The 19,720-nt window shown below is 65.5% G+C and carries 10 protein-coding genes; 8 read left to right on the forward strand and 2 right to left on the reverse strand.

What is annotated here, in order from left to right; genetic code table 11:
* The first annotated feature begins 189 nt into the window (after nucleotides 1-189).
* From NY08_RS18605 to NY08_RS18640, 8 genes are all read left to right on the forward strand, one after another.
* On the forward strand, nucleotides 190-1,203 hold the full coding sequence (locus NY08_RS18605; RefSeq protein WP_045197995.1) for an alpha/beta hydrolase: 1,014 nt from the start codon (nucleotides 190-192) through the stop codon (nucleotides 1,201-1,203).
* A 221-nt stretch (nucleotides 1,204-1,424) separates the two neighbouring features.
* Nucleotides 1,425-3,326: an alpha/beta hydrolase-fold protein gene (locus NY08_RS18610; RefSeq protein ID WP_082073872.1), complete on the forward strand. Its 1,902-nt coding sequence runs from the start codon at nucleotides 1,425-1,427 to the stop codon at nucleotides 3,324-3,326.
* 87 nt (nucleotides 3,327-3,413) lie between these two features.
* On the forward strand, nucleotides 3,414-3,959 hold the full coding sequence (locus NY08_RS18615; protein WP_032396436.1) for a DUF732 domain-containing protein: 546 nt from the start codon (nucleotides 3,414-3,416) through the stop codon (nucleotides 3,957-3,959).
* A gap of 12 nt (nucleotides 3,960-3,971) precedes the next feature.
* Nucleotides 3,972-4,925, forward strand: a complete 954-nt coding sequence (locus NY08_RS18620; protein WP_045197997.1) for a cutinase family protein — start codon at nucleotides 3,972-3,974, stop codon at nucleotides 4,923-4,925.
* Nucleotides 4,926-5,131: 206 nt separating this feature from the next.
* Entirely contained in the window at nucleotides 5,132-6,130 is a 999-nt protein-coding gene (locus NY08_RS18625; RefSeq protein WP_032396434.1) for an LLM class F420-dependent oxidoreductase, read from the forward strand.
* A 180-nt stretch (nucleotides 6,131-6,310) separates the two neighbouring features.
* Nucleotides 6,311-8,209 carry a long-chain-fatty-acid--AMP ligase FadD32 gene (fadD32, locus tag NY08_RS18630; protein WP_045197998.1) on the forward strand — a complete coding sequence of 633 codons (1,899 nt, stop codon included), beginning with the start codon at nucleotides 6,311-6,313 and terminating at the stop codon, nucleotides 8,207-8,209.
* A 43-nt stretch (nucleotides 8,210-8,252) separates the two neighbouring features.
* A complete protein-coding gene (gene pks13 / locus NY08_RS18635) occupies nucleotides 8,253-13,343 on the forward strand; it encodes a polyketide synthase Pks13 (RefSeq protein ID WP_045198000.1) in 5,091 nt (1,696 codons plus the stop codon).
* A gap of 3 nt (nucleotides 13,344-13,346) precedes the next feature.
* On the forward strand, nucleotides 13,347-14,891 hold the full coding sequence (locus NY08_RS18640; RefSeq protein ID WP_032396431.1) for an acyl-CoA carboxylase subunit beta: 1,545 nt from the start codon (nucleotides 13,347-13,349) through the stop codon (nucleotides 14,889-14,891).
* A 160-nt stretch (nucleotides 14,892-15,051) separates the two neighbouring features.
* Here the strand turns inward: NY08_RS18640 and NY08_RS18645 are convergent, their stop codons facing one another.
* Together NY08_RS18645 and NY08_RS18650 are read right to left on the reverse strand one after the other, a co-directional pair.
* A complete protein-coding gene (locus NY08_RS18645) occupies nucleotides 15,052-16,014 on the reverse strand; it encodes a hypothetical protein (protein WP_045198002.1) in 963 nt (320 codons plus the stop codon).
* Between the two features lie 347 nt (nucleotides 16,015-16,361).
* Nucleotides 16,362-19,679, reverse strand: a complete 3,318-nt coding sequence (locus NY08_RS18650) for an arabinosyltransferase domain-containing protein (protein WP_045198003.1) — start codon at nucleotides 19,677-19,679, stop codon at nucleotides 16,362-16,364.
* Between the last annotated feature and the right edge of the window lie 41 nt (nucleotides 19,680-19,720).

Raw genomic sequence — 19,720 nt, forward strand, 5'->3', positions numbered from 1 at the left:
ATCACAGTTTTGCCTTGGAACCGCTCGATGGAATAACCTCCATCGAGCGGTTCGCCTGTTTCACAGCAGAACCTCAGATTTTTCAGGACCACGTCGTCCTTCGGCCCGGAGGGGCCACCAGGAAAGCCCTGTTCGATTGCCGGGGGCCGCACGTCGCGGAGACCGCGTAGATGAGAGAGAGCACGATTCATGCGATTTGCCGGCCTCAGCAGAACACCGAAGGCGTCTTCACGCTGGCGTCAGCGCCTGCTCGGCGTCGGTGCTGCAGCGCTCGTCCTTCCCCTCGCAGCCGGTGTCGTCGGTGGAGCAGTCGCTGTCGCAGCACCCGCTCCCGTCGCGCATCAGACCCCTGCCGGTGGCCGTGAAGACCTGATCGTCCCGTCCGAGATGGGCCCCATCAAGGTTCAGGTCCAGTGGGCGGCCCGTGGCGGCAACGCCGCTCTCTACCTGCTCGACGGGCTGCGTGCCCGCGACGACCGCAACGCCTGGACGTTCGAGACCAACGCGCAGGATCAGTTCGCCAACGACGACGTGACCCTGGTCATGCCCGTCGGTGGTCAGTCGAGCTTCTACAGCGACTGGTACACCTCGTCGAACTTCAACGGCCAGGAAGTCACCTACAAGTGGGAGACGTTCCTGACCCAGGAGCTGCCCGCGTTCCTCGAGAACTACGGTGTCTCGCGCAGCAACAACGGTGTGCTCGGACTGTCGATGGGTGGTTCGGCAGCACTGACGCTCGCCGCGTACCACCGCGATCAGTTCAAGTTCGCCGGTTCGCTCTCGGGCTACCTCAACATCTCCGCGCCCGGCATGCGCGAGGCCATCCGCGTCGCCATGCTGGACGCCGGTCGCTTCAACGTCGACTCCATGTGGGGACCGCCCTGGAACCCGGCGTGGCTGCGCAACGACCCGTTCGTCTTCGCGCCGCGACTCGAGGGCCTGTCCCTCTACATCTCGGCAGCCAGCGGGCTTCCCGGCGAGTTCGATCGCCCGGCCGCGCCGATCGACTTCTACAACACCGCCAACGGAATGGCCCTCGAGGCACTCTCGCTCGCCAACACCCGTGCATTCCAGATCCGCATGAACACTCTCGGCATCCCGGCCACGTACAGCTTCCCGGCCAACGGCATTCACGCATGGCCGTACTGGGGAGCCGAGCTGTGGAAGGCTCGCGGCCAGATCCTGGACGCGCTCAACGCCTGACACCGATCGAGTAGTCGTTCTTCGAGAAATGCCGCCCCGCGTCTGTGCGCCGGGCGGCATTTTTCGGTCCCGGCCACGGTCGCCATGCCGACTCAGTTCACAATTGCACCACCAGTCACAGCGCGTCTGCTGCTCGTCGGCATCGGGCACGTGTAGAAAGACATACGAAGCATGTCTCGATAGGAGACCTTCGAAAGTCACGTCGAAAGAGAGTCACCATCATGCGCACTGAGCTTGTTCGGTTCGGTCGGACTACATCGGCCGGTACACGGGCTCGGCGAGCGGCAGCAGCACTGACCGTCGCTTCCGCGCTGATGATCCCCTTCGCGACGACGACCGTTGCCTCCGCTGCCCCCATCGCGCGGACGGCCCCTGTCGCGCTGGCCGGCCCCGCCTACACGCAGACGTCCGGTGCCACCGTCACGTCGGTGGACTGGCTCTCCGATCGTCGCGTCGCGCTGTGGATCCAGTCGCCCTCGATGGGAACGCCCATCCAGGTTCAGCTGTTGCTCGCGCGTGACTGGAACATCAACCCGCAGGCCACGTTCCCGCAGGTGTACATGCTCGACGGTCTGCGCGCGACCGACCAGGAGAACGGTTGGACGGCCGAGACCGACGCCGAGTCGTACTTCGCCGACAAGAACGTCAACGTGGTCCTCCCCATCGGCGGCCAGTCCAGCTTCTACTCCGACTGGCTCGATCAGGACAACGGCAAGAACTACCAGTGGGAGACGTTCCTGACCCAGGAGCTCCCACCCATTCTCGAGCGGGACTGGCGCAGCACCGACACCCGTGGAGTCGTCGGATTGTCCATGGGCGGTACGTCCGCGATGTTCCTCGCCGCGCGCAACCCCGGCTTCTTCAAGTTCGCGGGTTCGCTCTCGGGCATCCTGACCACCACCTCGCTCGGCATGCCGCAGGCAATCCAGTACGCGATGACCGACGCGGGCGGCTACAGCTCGAGCGCCATGTGGGGCTCGCCGTCCAACTCCCTGTGGGCGCAGCACGATCCGTACCTGCTGGCCGACAAGTTGAAGGGCGTCAGCCTCTACATCTCCAGCGGCAACGGCTCGACCGGACCGTACGACCAGCCGTCGGGCATTCCGGGCGTGAGCACCAACTACGCCGGCATGGGGCTCGAGATCCTCTCGCGCCTGACCTCGCAGTCCTTCGCCACCAAGCTCAACCAGCTCGGCATCCCCGCTCAGGTCAACTACCGGCCGTCGGGCACGCACTCGTGGCCGTACTGGCAATTCGAGCTGCATCAGCTCTGGCCGCAGCTCGCCACCGCACTCGGAGTCGAGGTCGACAAGCCCGCGTGCAGCGTCGCCGGCATGATCGGCAACGCGAGCGGTGCCAATTCGTGGCTCGGACCGTGCTTGACTGCCGAGTACAACGTGGCCGGAGGTCGCGCGCAGGACTTCACCTTCGGCCGGGTCTTCTTCACCCCCGATACCGGTGCGCAGGTCGTCGCCGGAGCCATCGGTGGCATCTACCAGGGCAACAGGGGCCCCGAGGGTGCACTCGGATTCCCGACGACCGGCGAGATCGGAACTCCGGACGGTCGCGGACGATTCAACGCCTTCCAGAACGGAATGGTCTACTTCACGCCGCAGACCGGCGCACACGTGGTCAAGGGTGCTGTGCTCGACGAGTGGGCTGCCCAGGGTTACGAGGGCGGGCCGCTGGGCTACCCGGTGCTCGACGAGGTTCAGACGCCGACCAAGCCCGGATCGGTACAGGGTTTCGAGATCGGTGCCATCTACACCTCGCCCGATGCCGGTGTGCACTCGGTGCAGGGCATGATTCTGGGCAAGTACGGTGAATTGGGTTGGGAGGGTGGAGCTCTCGGGTTCCCCAAGTCCAACGAGCTCGGCCCGATCAGGGACGGCGGACGCTTCAACCAGTTCGAGACGGGCAACATCTACTGGAGCCCGCTGAGCGGAGCCTGGTCCACCCCGTACGGTCCGATCTTCGATGCATGGGGATCGGTCGGCTACGAGGGCGGCCGGTTGGGCTACCCCACCAGCGATCAGTTCGACATCGACGGTGGCGGCAAGCAGCAGAACTTCCAGTTCGGCATCATCACCGTCAAGGACGGCGTTGCCACGATCGCGCCGTAGTTGCTTGCGAAACGACATCAGCTCAGAGTCTTCTCAGAGCGTGGCGGTACTCTCGCCTGCGACCCGACGACCGAAGGATTTCGATCGATGACGCGTAATTCCCTCACCAGGACTCTGTCGCTCGGTGTGTTCGCCCTTGCGGCGAGTTCGATGCTGGTGGCCTGCGGGAGTGACGACTCGACGGCTACCGGAGCGCCGACGACCACCACCTCGGCTGCCGAGACGACGACCGAGGCCGAGTCGACGACGTCGGCCGCAGAGACCACCACTGCTGCGCCGACCACGAGTCCGGGTGAGGCGGCCACCGCGCCGCCCGAGCAGCCGCAGCCCGTCCCGGACGATTTCCCCGGGCCGACGGAAAGCCAGATCGACGACCGCGGCGCGAGCTTCCTGGAGGAGCTGAAGAAGCAGGGGATCACCCCGGCGGGCAACGGCGACATCGCGGTGTCGACGGCCAATTACATCTGTGCCGCGCAGGCGCAGGGCGTCACGGCGGAGGAGATCTCGACCTTCGTCACCGCGAACGTCGGCGTCGAGGCAAGCGCCTCCGGAACGCAGATGAGCGAGACGCAGGCTCAGCAGGCAGCCCAGACCTACATCGCCGCCGCGCAGGCGACGTACTGCAGGCCGTAGAGATCAACGGTGATGGCCAAGCGTAAGCGCAGAATCCTTCCGGTGATCGCCGTTGCGGCGATCATCGGTCTGATCATCGTCGCCCTGTGGTACCTGCTGGCCGGACGGCTGCCGAAGGAACCGGGCATCCCGGTGCCACCGGGACCGGAGGAGCCGACGTCGCAGCCGGCCGACTGCCCCGACGTCCAGGTCATCGCCATCCCCGGAACCTGGGAATCGTCGGCCACCGACGATCCGTACAACCCGACGGCCAATCCGGCGTCGTTGATGCTCAACGTCACTCGCCCGTTGCAGGAGCAGTTCCCCGGTTCGCGAGCCGACGTCTACACTGTGCCGTACGTGGCTCAGTTCTCCAATCCCATCGCGCTGCCGCCGGACGGTCAGCAGTCGTACAACAACAGTCGTACCGAGGGCAAAGCCGTCGCCGTGCAGAAGATGACCGATGTCAGTGCACGTTGCCCGTTGACCAACTTCGTCCTCACCGGCTTCTCGCAGGGCGCGGTCATCTCCGGCGACATCGCGGCCGACATCGGAGCGGGCAACGGTCCCATCTCCGCCGATCGTGTTCTGGGCGTCACCCTCATCGCCGACGGTCGACGCGACGGCGTCTCCGGGACCGATGTTCCGGCTCCGCTCGACGGCGTCGGTGCCGAGGTCGCTCTCGGCGGACTCGACCTGCCCGGCATCACGATGACGGGGCGTCGAGAAGGGGGCTTCGGTGCCCTCGACGACCGGACCAACCAGATCTGTGCACCAGGAGATTTGATCTGCTCTTCGCCGTCGGATGGATTGTCGCTCCGCAACATTCCGCAGAGCATCCAGATTCTGATCGGGGCTGCAGGCAACCCGGTTCATGCGTCGTACAACAGTTTCGTCGTCGACGGATCCGGTACGACGGCCACTCAGTGGACCGCTGGGTGGGCCGCCGGACTGATCGAGAATGCCCCGACGCCCGCGCATTCGTGAGTGTCGGCGCTTTATAACGGAAACGTCACAACGCGACGTGCAGTGGTCTGGTGCCGCGCACAAACCTTGGCCGCGAAGCCCCCAGCCGGTGTGATCGACTCGGGTCAGCGGCTAGAGTGGCGCCTTGGACCTGCGCAGATCGGCCTCGGCCGGGCTGCTCTCGCCACCAGAAACAAGACCGCTGCACACTCCGAGGAGAGCAATAGATGAGTTCCGCCGAGGCCGCGACCGCAGGGCCGCGCAAATTCCGATTCGCTGCAGGCGGAGAGGGAAACGCCGAGGAGGGCGGGGCTCGGAAGTTCATCAAGCTGGCGCAACAGGCCGAGGAACTGGGTTACGACAGCTTCATGATTCCCGACCACCTGGGCAACCAGGTCGGTCCGATCGCAGCACTCGGCGCGCTCGCCGTGGCCACCGACAAGATTCGGCTCGGCACTGCTGTGTTGGCGAACGGCTTCCGGCATCCCGCGGTGCTGGCCAAGGATGCGGCCACCATCGATGTGCTCTCGGGTGGGCGGCTCGAGCTCGGTCTGGGTGCGGGTTGGATGCGTGAGGAATACGACAAGGCGGGGATCACGTACGACCGCCCTGGCGTGCGAATCGAGAAGCTGGAGGAGACCCTCGAAATTCTCGACGTCCTGTTGCGCGGTCAGGAATGCAACTTCGAGGGCAAGCACTACACGATCGCAGGACTCAAGGGCAGTCCTCGGCCCCGCCAGGGACCGCGTCCTCCCATTTGTATCGGCGGTGGCGGTCCGAGGATGCTCGCCCTGGCGGCCAAGCACGCCGACATCATCTCCGTGGTGCCGAGCACCTCGAAGGAGGGCAAGCTGTTGCTCTCGGGCATGACCATCGAGAAGACCCTCGAGCGTGTCGAGCTCATTCGTGCAGCAGCAGGCGATCGGTTCGACGACATCGAACTGAACTGGGCCATCACCACGATCGTCGTCACCGACGACCGTGAGCAGATGGCCGAGATGGCGCTGGCGGCACTCGACAACGGCTACCCGCCGAACGTGGACGTCGATGTCAAGCTCACCGTCGAGGACATCCTGTCGTCTCCGTACCTCGCATTCGGGACATACGAGGAAATTGCCGATCAGATCCGTAACGTTCGCGCGCGGACGACGATGTCCTATGTCGGGGTTTTCCCTACTCAAATGGAAGCATTCGCGCCGGTTGTCGACTTGCTGAAAGGCGAGTGACGTAGGCGCGTGTCGGTACCATGTAGCTGGCCTTCAAACCAGGTGCCAAACCGACACCATAAGAGCTACTAGTCAGTAACATAAACCGCTGTTCGGTGTCCGCATGCACGTAGCCGGTCGTGCGGGCCCAGGTCACGCAGGCTGTGTGGCAGCGGATTCGTGTCGGAGGAGATTGAAGTAATGAGCCACACGTTCGACGATTTCATCGATGAGAACGGCCATATCACCATCGGCGAGGGGCAGACGCTCGTCCGCCACGTCGAGGTGAACGTGAAGGAGAATTCCGACACGCTCGCGTACCGGTTCGTCGATTACTCCCGGGAACGTGACGGCGAAGCTCACGAGCTGACCTGGGCCGAGTTCGGTACTCGCCTCAAAGCTGTCGCTGCTCGCCTGCAGCAGGTCACCCAGCCCGGTGATCGAGTGGCCATCCTGGCACCGCAGGGCCTCGAGTACGTCATCGCCTTCTTCGGAGCGATCTACGCGGGCACCATCGCGGTACCGCTGTTCGATCCCGACGAGCCAGGCCACACCGATCGCCTGCATGCCGTCCTCGGTGACTGCAAGCCGAGCGCCATCCTCACCGCGAGCAACTCGGCAGCAGGCGTACGCGCCTTCTTCCGCGCGCTCCCCGCCGCGGAGCGTCCCCGGATCATCGCCGTCGACGCGGTCCCGGACAGCGTCGGCGAGACGTGGGTCGAGCCGACGGCCGGGCTCGACGACATCGCTTACCTGCAGTACACGTCCGGTTCGACGCGGACCCCGGCCGGCGTCGAGATCACGCACCGCGCGGTCGGCGTCAACGCGCTGCAGATGGTCGACAGCATGGAGATCAACCACGACTCCCGCGGCGTCACCTGGCTGCCGATGTTCCACGACATGGGTCTGCTCACCGTCATTCTCCCGGCGCTCGGCGGCAAGTACATCACCATCATGAGCCCGCGTGCGTTCGTGCAGCGGCCCTGGCGCTGGATCAAGGAACTCGCCGCGGTGTCCGACGGCGCGGGTACCTTCGCAGCAGCGCCGAACTTCGCGTTCGAGCACGCCGCCCAGCGTGGTCTGCCGAAGAACGGCGAGAGCCTCGACCTGTCCAATGTCATCGGTCTGATCAACGGCAGCGAGCCCGTCACCACGTCGTCGATGAAGAAGTTCAACGAGGCGTTCGGTCCCTACGGTCTGCCGAAGTCCGCGATCAAGCCGTCGTACGGCATGGCGGAGGCGACCCTGTTCGTCTCGACCAGCAAGCACGCCGACGAGGCCAAGGTTGTCTACGTGGACCGCGTCGAGCTCAATGCGGGCAACTTCGTCGTCGTCGCCCCCGACGCCCCCGGTGCCATCCCGCAGGTGTCCACCGGAACCGTCGCTCGCAGCCAGTGGGCCGCCATCGTCGATTCCGAGACCGGCACCGAGGTTGCCGACGAGCACGTCGGCGAGATCTGGTTGCACGGCGAGAACATCGGCAAGGGCTACTGGGGCCGCGAAACCGAGACCTCCGAGACCTTCCACAACAAGCTCGTCCACCGCAACCCCGAAGGCTCGCACGCAGACGGCGCTCCCGAGGGTGGCAACTGGATGCGTACCGGCGACTTCGGCGTCTACCACGACGGCGAGCTCTACATCACCGGCCGCGTCAAGGACCTCGTCATCGTCGACGGCCGCAATCACTACCCGCAGGACCTCGAGTTCTCGGCCCAGGAAGCCAGCAAGGCATTGCGTCCCGGCTTCGTCGCAGCCTTCGCCGTCCCGCTCAACCAGCTCCCGGACATCGTCTTCGAGTTCAGTGGCGCAGCCCTGACCAAGGACCCCGACGACAGCTCCGAGCAGCTCGTCATCGTCGCCGAGCGCGCACCCGGCTCCGGCAAGGCAGATCCGGCTCCGATCGCCGACGAGGTGCGTGCCGCGGTCTCCGCACGGCACGGCGTCACCGTTCGCGACGTCCTCCTCGTCCCGGCCGGTTCCATCCCGCGCACCTCGAGCGGCAAGATCGCTCGACGCGCATGCAAGGCCGCGTACATCGAGGGCACGCTGCGTGGCGGATACCAGCAGACGGCCTTCCCGGACGCAGAACTGCCCGACTGACGGACGCACCCTCCGTTTTTCCTCCGACACGACTTGGTGAGTAATGGCTGAACTAGAGACAGACAAAATCGAGCGCGTGGACGGCGGAGACCTCACGGTTGCGCAGCTGCGGGACTGGCTGCGCAACTGGGTTGCAGACGCGACCGGGCAACCGGCGTCGGCCATCTCCGACGACCGCCCGATGGAGGAATTCGGTCTGTCCTCTCGCGATGCCGTCGCATTGAGCGGCGAGATCGAGGAGCTGGTGGGAGTCACGCTGACCGCCACCGTCGTCTACCAGCACCCCACCATCGCCTCGCTGGCCAAGATCATCATCGAGGGCGAGCCGGACGAGCCTGTCGGCACCGTCGACGACGCGTTCTACACCAGCGGCGGGAACTCCGGCGACGCGCACGACGTCGCGATCGTCGGCCTGTCGTCCCGTTTCCCTGGCACCGGACAGACTCCGGAGGAGATGTGGTCGCTGCTGATCGAGGGCCGCGACGGCATCACCGATCTGCCCGACGGCCGCTGGCAGGAATTCACGTCCGATCCGGTCATCGCCGCCGCGGTGGCCGCAACGGTGACCAAGGGTGGTTACCTCGACGACGTCAAGACCTTCGATGCCGAATTCTTCGCGATGTCGCCCAACGAGGTCGTCAACGTCGACCCGCAGCAGCGGCTCGCACTCGAGCTGACCTGGGAAGCGTTGGAGCACGCGCACATTCCGGCCAGCTCGATCAAGGGCCGCCAGGTCGGCGTCTTCATCGGCAGCTCCTCCAACGACTACCAGCTCATCGCCGTCAGCGACCCGGCCGTGCACCCGTATGCCCTCACCGGTACGTCCACCGCCATCGTCGCCAACCGAGTGTCCTACTTCTACGACTTCCGCGGGCCGTCGATCGCCGTCGACACCGCGTGCTCGTCTTCGCTGGTCGCCGTGCACCAGGCGGTGCGCAGTTTGCGTACCGGCGAATCCGATCTTGCGGTTGCCGGTGGCGTCAACATGCTTCTCGCGCCGCCCATCACCGTCGGCTTCGGCCAGACGGGTGTGCTCGCGCCCGACGGCCGAATCAAGGCCTTCTCCTCCGACGCGAACGGCATGATCCGCTCCGAAGGCGGCGGACTCGTCGTGCTCAAGCGACTCGAGGACGCCGAACGCGACGGAGACGACATCCTCGCCGTCATCGCCGGATCCGCGATCAACCAGGACGGCCGCTCCAACGGTCTGCTTGCGCCGAACCCGGACGCACAGGCCGATGCGCTGCGGTTCGCATACCGCGACGCCGGCATCAACCCGTCGGGCGTCGACTACATCGAAGCGCACGGCACCGGAACCATTCTGGGCGACCCGATCGAGGCGGACGCTCTCGGTCGGGTGGTCGGTCGCGGCCGTGACGCAGACAAGCCGGCCCTGCTCGGATCGGCCAAGACCAACTTCGGACACCTCGAATCTGCCGCAGGCGCAGCAGGTTTGATCAAGGTCGTCCTCGCGATGCAGGAGAACAAGCTCCCTGCGTCGCTGAACTACGCGGGCCCCAACCCGTACATCGACTTCGACAAGGCACACCTGAAGGTTATTCCGGAGGCCACCGACTGGCCGCGGTACACCGGCAAGGCCGTCGCGGGTGTGTCCGGTTTCGGCTTCGGTGGCACCAACGCACACGTCGTCGTGCGCGAGTACGTCCCGGGTGAGACCGACGGCGCATTCGACCCCGCGGCCGTGGACCCGGAAGCCGTTCTCGTCGAAGGCCTCACCGACGTCTCCGGTGCCGAGCTGCCGATCGTCGCCGACCCCGAGCCTGAACCTGCCGTCTCGGAGGTCGAGACAACCGATCCGGTAGCCGAGGCCGAGACGATTCTGTCCGATGCTGAAACTGGTTCGGAGACAGTCATTCTCGCGGTGTCCGCGGCCCTTCCGTCGCGCCGTAAGCGAGCCGCCGGAGAGTTGGCCGACTGGCTCGAAACAGAAGAGGGCAGCACGACGCCTCTCGTCGACGTCGGCCGCACGTTGGCCCGCCGCAACCACGGGCGTTCGCGCGCAGTGGTTCTGGCATCCACCACCGCCGAGGCCATCGCAGGATTGCGCGCCATCGCCGCAGGAAAGCCCGGACCCGGAGTGTTCTCCGCAGACTCACCGGCCTCCAACGGCGCAGTGTGGGTGTTCTCCGGCTTCGGCTCACAGCACCGCAAGATGGCATCGCGCCTCTACCGCACCAACGCCGTGTTCGCCGCCGAGGTCGACAAGGTGGACGAACTGCTGGTCGACGAGGCCGGCTACTCCATCCGCGAGATCATCCTCGACGACTCGCAGACCTACGAGTTCGAGAACTCCCAGGTGGGCATCTTCGTCATCCAGATCGCCTTGGCCGCAACGCTTCGCGCGCACGGTGCCGAGCCGTCGGCCGTCATCGGACACTCGATGGGTGAGGTGGCGGCTGCATACGTCGCCGGCGGCCTGAACCTCGAAGACGCAGTGCGCATCATCTACGCCCGGTCGCGACTGCTGGCCGAGGGCCAGGACGGACTCGGAGCCGCATCGCAGGGCGCAATGGCTCTTGTCGAGTACACCCCGGACGAGGTCAAGACCCTCACCGATCAGTTCCCCAACGTCGAGCCCTGCGTCTACGCAGCACCGACCCACACCACCGTCGGCGGACCGCGCGCCGAGGTAGAGGCTCTCGTCGAGATGGCCGAGGCCGCAGGCAAGATGGCCCGACTCCTCGACGTCAAGGGTGCCGGACACACCGCAGCCGTCGACGTGCTGCTCGGTGAGCTGGCCGCCGAACTCGCCGGAATCGAACCCGGCAAGCTCACGGCCGGGGTCTACTCGTCGGTCGATCGCGAGGCCCACTATCGCGTCGGGCATGCGCCGATCCACGGCGTCGAGTACTGGACCAAGGGAATGCGTCATCCGGTCTGGTTCACTCAGGCCGTCAATGTCGCGGTAGGAGACGGGCATACGACGTTCGTCGAGCTCGCTCCCAATCCCGTCGCATTGATGTCGGTTGCCGCCACGGCATGGGCTGCAGGCGTCGCCGATTCGACTCTGATTCCGACGCTCAAGCGCAAGGAGGACGAGTCCGAGACCTTCCTCGCCGCTCTGGCGCAGCTGTACGTTCACGGTCATGCACTGGAACTGGCAACGCTGTTCGAGTCCGGCCCGTACGCGGACATCCCGCGAACTGCCTACCTGCGCAAGGAGTTCTGGCTGAACTCGCAGGTCAGCTCCAGCGGTAACGCGCGAGTTCCCGGTGCCCGCGTCGCACTGCCGGACGGCCGCCACGTCTGGGAGGTCCAGGCCTCCGCCGTCGCCGATTTCGATGCACTGGTCACTGCTGCCGCGTCGCAGGTGTTCTCCGATGTGGCACTGGGCGTTTCGGTCTCCCACGCCGGCGTGCCGAAGGCGGGTACGGTCGTCACCACGTTGACCTCGCACCTCGGTGGCGCGTCGGTACAGGTGCACGCACACGAGGGCTCGGCGTTCACCCTGCTGCACGAGGCCGTCGTCACCTCGGGTGACGTGCGACCGGAACCCGTTGTCGCTGTGGAAGAGCGCTCCTCGTCTCCCATGGAGGAGCTGCCGGAGGTCGTCGAGACGTTCGGTGATCGCTGGGATCCGAACGGCAACCAGAAGCTCGAGGACCGACTGGCCGTCATCGTCGCGGAGTCCATGGGCTACGCGCCCGAGGATCTGCCGCCCGAGGTTCCGCTGATCGAACTGGGTCTGGATTCACTCAGCGCCGTGCGCATCAAGAACCGCGTCGAGTACGAATTCGATATCCCCACAGTGCAATTGCAGGCCGTGCGCGACGCCAACCTGCGTGAGGTGGAGAAGTACCTGCGCTACGCGATCGAGAACCGCGACGAGGTGCAGGCACTGGCAGACAAGCAGGCGGCGGAGAAGGCGGCCGAACAGGCTGCTGCGTCGCCTGCCGCCGTCGAGCCTGCCCCCGCTGCCGAGGCCGCTGCTCCCGTTGCCGAGGGCACGACTCCCGTCGAGAAGGCTGCCCCGGCAGTTGCTGCCGCGGCGCAGACCGATCTCGGCGGCAAGGAAGCATTCGCCGAGGCCGCCGGATCCGACGTGCCTCCGCGCGACAATGCCGAGCGGATGACGTTCGCGACATGGGCTGTGGTGACGAAGGAATCGGCCAAGGGAATTTTCAACACCCTGCCGATCCTCGACGACGAGACGGCGGAGAAGCTGGCCGCTCGTCTGACCGAGCGGGCCGGCGGCGAGATCACCTTCGACGACGTCCTGGACTCCGAGACCATCGAACAGCTCGCAGACAAGGTTCGTCCGCACCTCGAGGACGGTGAGATCGACGGCGTCGTACGCAATCTGCGTGCCCGGCCCGAAGGCTCCACCGCCACACCGGTGTTCGCGTTCCACTCGGCCGGTAGCTCCACCGTCGCCTACGAGCCGCTGCTGCGGAAGCTGCCTGCCGGCACGCCGATGTACGGCCTCGAGCGCGTCGAAGGCCCCATCGCCGTGCGAGCTGCGGAGTACGTGCCGCTGATCAGGGCGATCCAGCCCGAAGGACCGTACGTGTTCGTCGGCTGGTCGCTCGGCGGCATCCTCGCCTACGAGGTCGCGCGTCAGATGGAGGAAGAGGGCATCGAGGTCGCCTACGTGGGGCTGCTCGACACCGTCATGCCCGGCACGCAGATCCCGGACACCAAGGACGAGGTGCGCAAGCGCTGGGAACGCTACGCGGCGTTCGCGAAGAAGACGTACAACGTCGACTACCCGATTCCCTACGACAAGCTGGTCGACTCCGACGACGAGGGACAGATCCGCATCATCACCGATCTGGTCAAGCTCAGCGGTGCCAAGATCCCCGGCGGCATCATCGAGCATCAGCGCACGTCGTGGCTCGACAATCGGGCCATCCAGACGGCCGAGCTCAAGAAGTACGGCGGGCACGTGACGCTGTACATGGCCGACAAGTACCACGACGACGCGATCGCCCTCGAGCCCGCGTACGCCACCCGCGAAGAGCACGGTGGCTGGGGACCGGTGGTCGAGGACCTGGAGATCGTCTACGTCGGAGGCGATCACCTCGCGGTCGTCGACGAGCCGTACATTGGAAAAATTGCGGCCCATTTGTCGAAGACGCTCGAGAACATCGAGTCTGCAAGAACCGGAGCGTAGATCTTGAGTGGCACCACTGCTGAGAAGCTGGCCGAACTACGGACGAAGCTCGAACAGGCCGAGGAACCGGCCGGCGACATCGGCGTAGCCAAGCGTGCGAAGAAGGGCATTCCCAGTGCCCGCGATCGCGTCAAGTCGTTGCTCGATCCCGGTAGCTTCGTCGAGATCGGCGCACTGGTGAAGGCCCCGAACGACCCGGCCGCTCTCTACAGCGACGGCGTCGTGACCGGCCACGGAACCGTCGACGGTCGTCCGATCGCCGTGTTCTCGCACGATCAGACGGTGTTCGGCGGAACCGTCGGCGAGATGTTCGGCCGCAAGGTCGCCGGAATCATGGACTTCGCCATCAAGATGGGTTGCCCGGTCGTCGGCATCAACGACTCAGGTGGAGCTCGTGTGCAGGACGCGGTCACGTCCCTGGCCTGGTACGCCGAGCTGGGTCGACGCCACGAGGCGCTGTCCGGTCTGTGCCCGCAGATCTCCCTGATCCTCGGCAAGTGTGCCGGTGGTGCCGTGTACGCGCCCATCAACACCGACATCGTGGTCGCCACCGAAGAGGCGTACATGTTCGTCACCGGTCCGGACGTCATCAAGTCCGTCACCGGTGAGGACGTCAGCCTCGACGAGCTGGGCGGTGCCCGCGTCCAGGCTGTCAACGGCAACGTGCACCACGTCGCTGCCGACGAGAAGGCCGCTTTCGAGTGGATCCGGAACTACCTGAGCTACATGCCGTCGAGCTGCCAGGAGGAGTCGCCGGTGATCAACCCGGGGCTCGAGCCGGAGATCACCGAATCCGATCGCAAGCTCGACTCGTTCATGCCCGACGCCGACAACGCCGGTTACGACATGCACGACATCATCCTGCGCATATTCGACGACGGTGAATTCCACGAACTGTCGGGCCAGACGGCACCGAACGTCATCACCGGCTTCGCCCGCGTCGACGGTCGGCCGGTGGGCATCGTCGCCAATCAGCCGATGCACCTGTCCGGGGCGCTCGACGCCAAGGCAGCGGACAAATGCGCCCGCTTCATCCGCCTCAGCGATGCCTACAACATTCCGATCATCTTCCTCGTCGACACACCCGGCTTCCTGCCCGGCGTCGACCAGGAGACTCTCGGCGTCATCCATCGCGGCGGTCGTTTCATCTTCTCCTTCGTCGAGGCGACGGTGCCGAAACTGACCGTGGTGATCCGCAAGTCGTACGGCGGTGGATACGCGGTGATGGGCTCGAAGCAGCTCGGATCCGACATCAACCTCGCCTGGCCGACTGCCCGCATCGCCGTCATGGGTGCCGAAGGTGCCATCAACATCATGAGTCGCAAGCAACTCGCCGAGGCCGGAGAGAACGCACCGGCCCTACGCAAGCAGCTCATCAACTTCTACAACGAACACGTGGCAACGCCCTGGATCGCCGCCGAACGTGGCTACATCGACGCGGTCATCGAGCCCTCGCAAACCCGCCTCGAAATTCGTAAGGCCCTGCACATCCTGAAAGACAAGGAAGTGCACAAGAGTCCACGCAAGCACTCGTTGCTCCCGATCTAGCGAACCGAATTGGGGCGATCCTCGTTTGTCGGGGTCGCTCCGCTCCCGTTCGCGTCAATGGACCACTGCACCGGTCAGACGTGTGCAATGGTCCATTCACGCACCAGCCGCGGCTGTGTCAATGGACCACTGCATTGCTCAGACGTGTCCGATGGTCCATTCACCCGGCCGATTGGCGTGGAACCATCACGACATCCGGTCGAGGTCTGGCGAGAGCGTGTTGGTAATTCATCCGTAGGTCGTCGAGCACCTGTGTCGGTCGATCGCGGATGTCTTGTGGTGAATGGGATACGACGATCAGTCCGTGGGCCTGCATTCGGTTGCGTCGGGCTTGTGTCCGCTGGTAGTCGCCCGGTGACAGATGATGGGTCACGGAATCGATTTCACGTGCCAGTGCCACGGCGTCGATCCAGCCGTCGGTCTTGGCGATGAACTCTCCGCTTGGAGCGTAGATGTCGCAGTTGTGTGTCATCGGAGGCAGCCCGCTGCTTCGGTACAGGCGTTGGTCTTCGAGTTCTGCCACCGAGTGCGCGTTGTCCCGCAGTTCGAGAAGTACACGCCGGGTGAGTGCGCTGTAGCGGCGCGGACCTTCGGCCAATTCGGTGGCGATCTCGTCGATGGACACGCCGCCTCGTTGGAGTACCTCGGTCAGCAGGGCAACGCACCGTGTCTCGGATTTCGCGGCCCGCGTGGCGTCGACCAGTGAACGCACCAGAGGAGCAACGCGGATGCTGCCCTTGGTTATGGGCTTCGGAAGCCTCCACGTGCGCTCTGCTCGCACGAAAGACACCGATGCCCGACGCATCTGCGCGGGTAGCAGCAGATGAACCTCCCCGGCGGACCCGTTGGTCCCGTATCCGAACGAATCGAGTCCGACGCAGCCGGTGATCATGCTCATCGGTCCGCCGTACGCGAGCGCCGCGGCTGAGCGCTCGATCGTCGACGGATGACCGTTGCGCAGCAGTACGACGCCCGGTAGCAACCGCTGCCACGGACCGCCGGGCGCGCATCTGCTGTCGATCGCTGCATCACTCACGCCCGCCTCGCGAAGCTGCCGGCGCGTCACAACGCCGGCCGAGCTCAGGTCGAACAATGAATCTGCGTTCCACAATCGTCTCTTCATGCCTGAAGAGTGGAATTCGGATCCGACACGTTCGTCGCCTTCGGACCTGCCGCCAGGCGGTCTGTGGATCAACGACCACTCTGTGGATGGATTGGCCGTTACCACCCTCGAGGTGGACGACGCTGTCGGGCTCGGATGTTGAGGCCGGCCGATGGCGCTACCAACTCCGATGGCCGTCTGCCGGCGTGGCCCCTGCCCACGGAAGGTGAATGGACCATTGACGCGCTCAGACGTATGCAATGGTCCATTGACCCACGACGGGCCGAAACGTGAATGGACCCTTGCACGGTCGAGACGTGTGCAAGGGTCCATTGACGCGGAGCGGGGCGGAGCGGGGGCGGGCGGAGTCAGTCCTCGAATACTCGCAGTTGTCCGTCTTTGTAGAAGCCCGATCGGGTGACGTCTGCTGTTTCGAGTTCAGCGGGCACGGCGCTCGGGTAGTACTGCTCGTAGCGCTCCAACGAACCCCAGTCTCTGGCCCAGTCGTTTTCGAGGTAGGTGGGGACGGTGACGGGCTTGGCGAGTAGTTCGGACCAGCCCAGGGGGCCGCCGTTCTCGCCGGACTGCCAGGTGTCGGTGGAGCTGACGGCGAGTGGGCGGTCGGGGAGGATGCGATATCCGGGTACCTCGGCGACGCCGTACCGGTGGTCGAAGGGACGTTGGCACGGGAATTGGAGTCCGACGGCCCAGTCGAGCAGCACGGGTTGTTCGCTGCCGATGAGGGTGTTCAGATTTTCCATCACGGGCACTCGCGGCGGAGTGAACGCGAGCCACTGGTCGCCGGTGAGGTTGGGGTCGTTGGCGACGATGCGGACGGCGTCGGCGTCGGGTGCGATGTCCGCCAACGGGATTCGGAGGTTGCGCCACGAGGGTGCGGGTCCGATGTCGCGCGGCAGGTAGGTGCCCTGGGCCTGGACGCTACCGTCGGGCTGGCGCTTGCCGTATTCGAGCAGTAGCGACTGTCCGTAGGTGAGGGCCCCGGTGTCGTCGTAGGACCAGATGCGTCCGGCTGCCGAGAAGACGACCAGGGGTGCGTCGTCGCTGCGGGCGGGTAGTTGGTACCAGCTCGAGGTGGCCGACGCGGGCTCCTGGATGCCTTCTTGGTAGGAGCCGAGGACGGGCGTGGTGGCCGGGTCGAGTCCGAAGGGCAGGGCGGCGGAGGAGCCGTTGACGCCCACTTCGCCGGTGCCTCCTGCGGTACCCGAACTCTGGCCTTCCTCGAAGGCGGGTCCGACGGCCCGTTGGTCGGTATTGCCTTGTCCTGGTTTGACTTCCACGGCGTCCGCGCTGAGGTCGCTGGGGACGCCGTTGGCGGTGAAGTTGCGCAGTGTGCTGCTCGATCCGCCGAGGGGTCCTGCGACGGGGTCGAAGTCCTCGGGTAGCGGGCTCAGCACGCCTGCGTTGGGGTTCGATTCGACGAGGACGTCGTTGGCGAGTCCGCACGAATTGCCCAGTACCGATTGCACATTCGAGCGTGCCAGCGAGTAGGCGGGGTACTGCGAGACGGCTCCCTTGACGAGCGAGAGTATCTCGAAGAGCACCATGATTCCGGCGATGACGGTCAGCGGTGCGGCAGCGAACTTGCGGATGCGTTTGCCGCGCGCGGATGTCGGTTTCGGTTGTGGGGGAGCGTATCCCTCGCGTAGGTACTGGAATGCGGCGACGGCGAGGACGAGTCCGAAGAGGATGAGGAACAGGGTGCCGGATTCGTTGCCGCCGAGCGAGACCGTCTTGTCGAACCACGGAACGCCGTAGCTCGAGACGTACCAGTAGCCGTTGATGCCCGAGAACGACAGTGCGAGAACGAACATCAGTCCGGCGGTGAACAGCGATCGGTTCCGCCGCGAGCGCAGGGCGCTGGCCGAGACGGCGACGGCCGTCAGCGCGGCCAGGCCACCGGCGATTCCGGCGTAGGAACCGAAGTGGTGAGTCCACTTGGTGGGGTTGAACATCATGAAGAAGATGGTGCCGAGCACGACGCCGAGCAGGCGCCAGGCCGGACCGTTCGCGATGCCGGGGATGCGTCGGCGACGCAGCAGCACGAACAGTGTCGTGAACAGGCACAGGATCATCGTCAGGAACGCGAAGCGGCGTGCGACCGAGCCGTCGACGGTCTGTACGAAGAGGTAGTAGTAGCGCAGGAAGTCCTGATACCACGCCTCGTTGGGGCCGATGATGGTGCGGACTCGGGTCGACTCGATGACCGTGGCGTACGTCTGGTCGGCGAAGACGACGACGAGGACCAGTACGCCTGCTGCGGCCAGTGGTGCCAGCATCGCGAGGGTGCCCACCTGGCGGTGGCGTCGAACGACGATGCGCGCGATGGGCCGGGCTCCGGCGAGAAGCGCTGCCACACACATCAATCCGGTCGGCGCGGCGGCGAGGGTGAAGGCTCCGATGAGACATGCTGCGGCTGCGGGGAGCAATCGGCCGGTGGCGATGGATCGTTCCACCGAGCACCAGGTCAGCAGTGCTCCGAGGGCGACGATCGGTTCGGGGCGCAGACCGTTGTTGTACGGCAGCCAGAACGCGAGGAACACCAGTCCGCCGGTCCACAGGGCGACGTTGGACTTGCGGACGGCACGGCCGAGGCGCGGCACCACCTCGCGACTGATCACCATCCAGCACAGGACGCCTGCGATGAGGGCGGGCAGGCGCATCCACGGGCTGGCGGTCGAGATCTTGGCGAAGACGGCGAGGACGTCGTAGTACCAGCCGAACGGGGCCTCGGGGACGCCGAACCAGCGGAAGTAGTTGGCCATGTAGCCGGAGTGATCGGCGGCGCGGGCCATCGTGAGCAGGTAGCCGTCGTCGGAGGTGTTCGCGCCGACGAAGTGCCAACCGACCAGAGCGCCGAGCACGGTGACGTCGACGCCGGTGAACTTCCACCAGTGCGACGGGAAGAAGCGGCGGTGCGCGCGACCGTCGGTGCCGTCGAGTCGACCGAGCGCGCCGATCGCCAACAGGGTGCAGGCGATCGCGAGGATCATGATCAGGGACTTCAGGAGCGTCGGCGACGACGAGAACCGCGAGTCGACGTCGACGGTGACGGACATGTCGGCCGGGGCCGCACCGCTGAGATCGCTGAAGATGCCCACGACCTGGGGGCGTAGGTCGCCGTCGAGACGGCCTTGGATCGGTTGGCCGTCGTCGTCGGTCAGTCCGGTGAATGCCGCGGAGGTGTACTGGTCGTTCGAGGTGATCTCGATTGTCGCGCAGCGGGTGCTCTCGACGTCGGCGCGAGGTGCCGTCGCGACGACCACGTTGCGGTCGAGAACGTCGACGTTCGATTCGCCGACGCGAACGAACAGACTGTTCAGTGCCGCGCCTTCACCCTGTGGGGGTGCCGTTGCCAGCAGTAGCCCGCCCGACGCGGGGAGTGCTGCGACGGCAGAGCACGGGAGGGTCGCGGTGAGGCTCAGTGGTGCCTGGGACACCAGCGGGGCGTCCACGTCCTGCAGGAGCCCGTTCTGCGGCCACGCGATGGTGGCGGTGGTCTGAGTGACGGGTGCGAACGGAGTGATCAGCGCGAACAGCACACCGAGAACGCCGGCCACCATGGCGATCAGCCGGGGAACTCGTACCTGAGCACGAAGTTGGTCCGAGGCTCGCAGTGGAGCGGGAACGGGTGGACCAGCTGATGAATCTGTCACGACGTCGGGCACGAGAGTCGATGTTATGCGAGCGTGACGAAGAGGTCACACAG

The sequence above is a fragment of the Rhodococcus sp. B7740 genome, assembly GCF_000954115.1.
Lineage (GTDB): Bacteria > Actinomycetota > Actinomycetes > Mycobacteriales > Mycobacteriaceae > Rhodococcoides.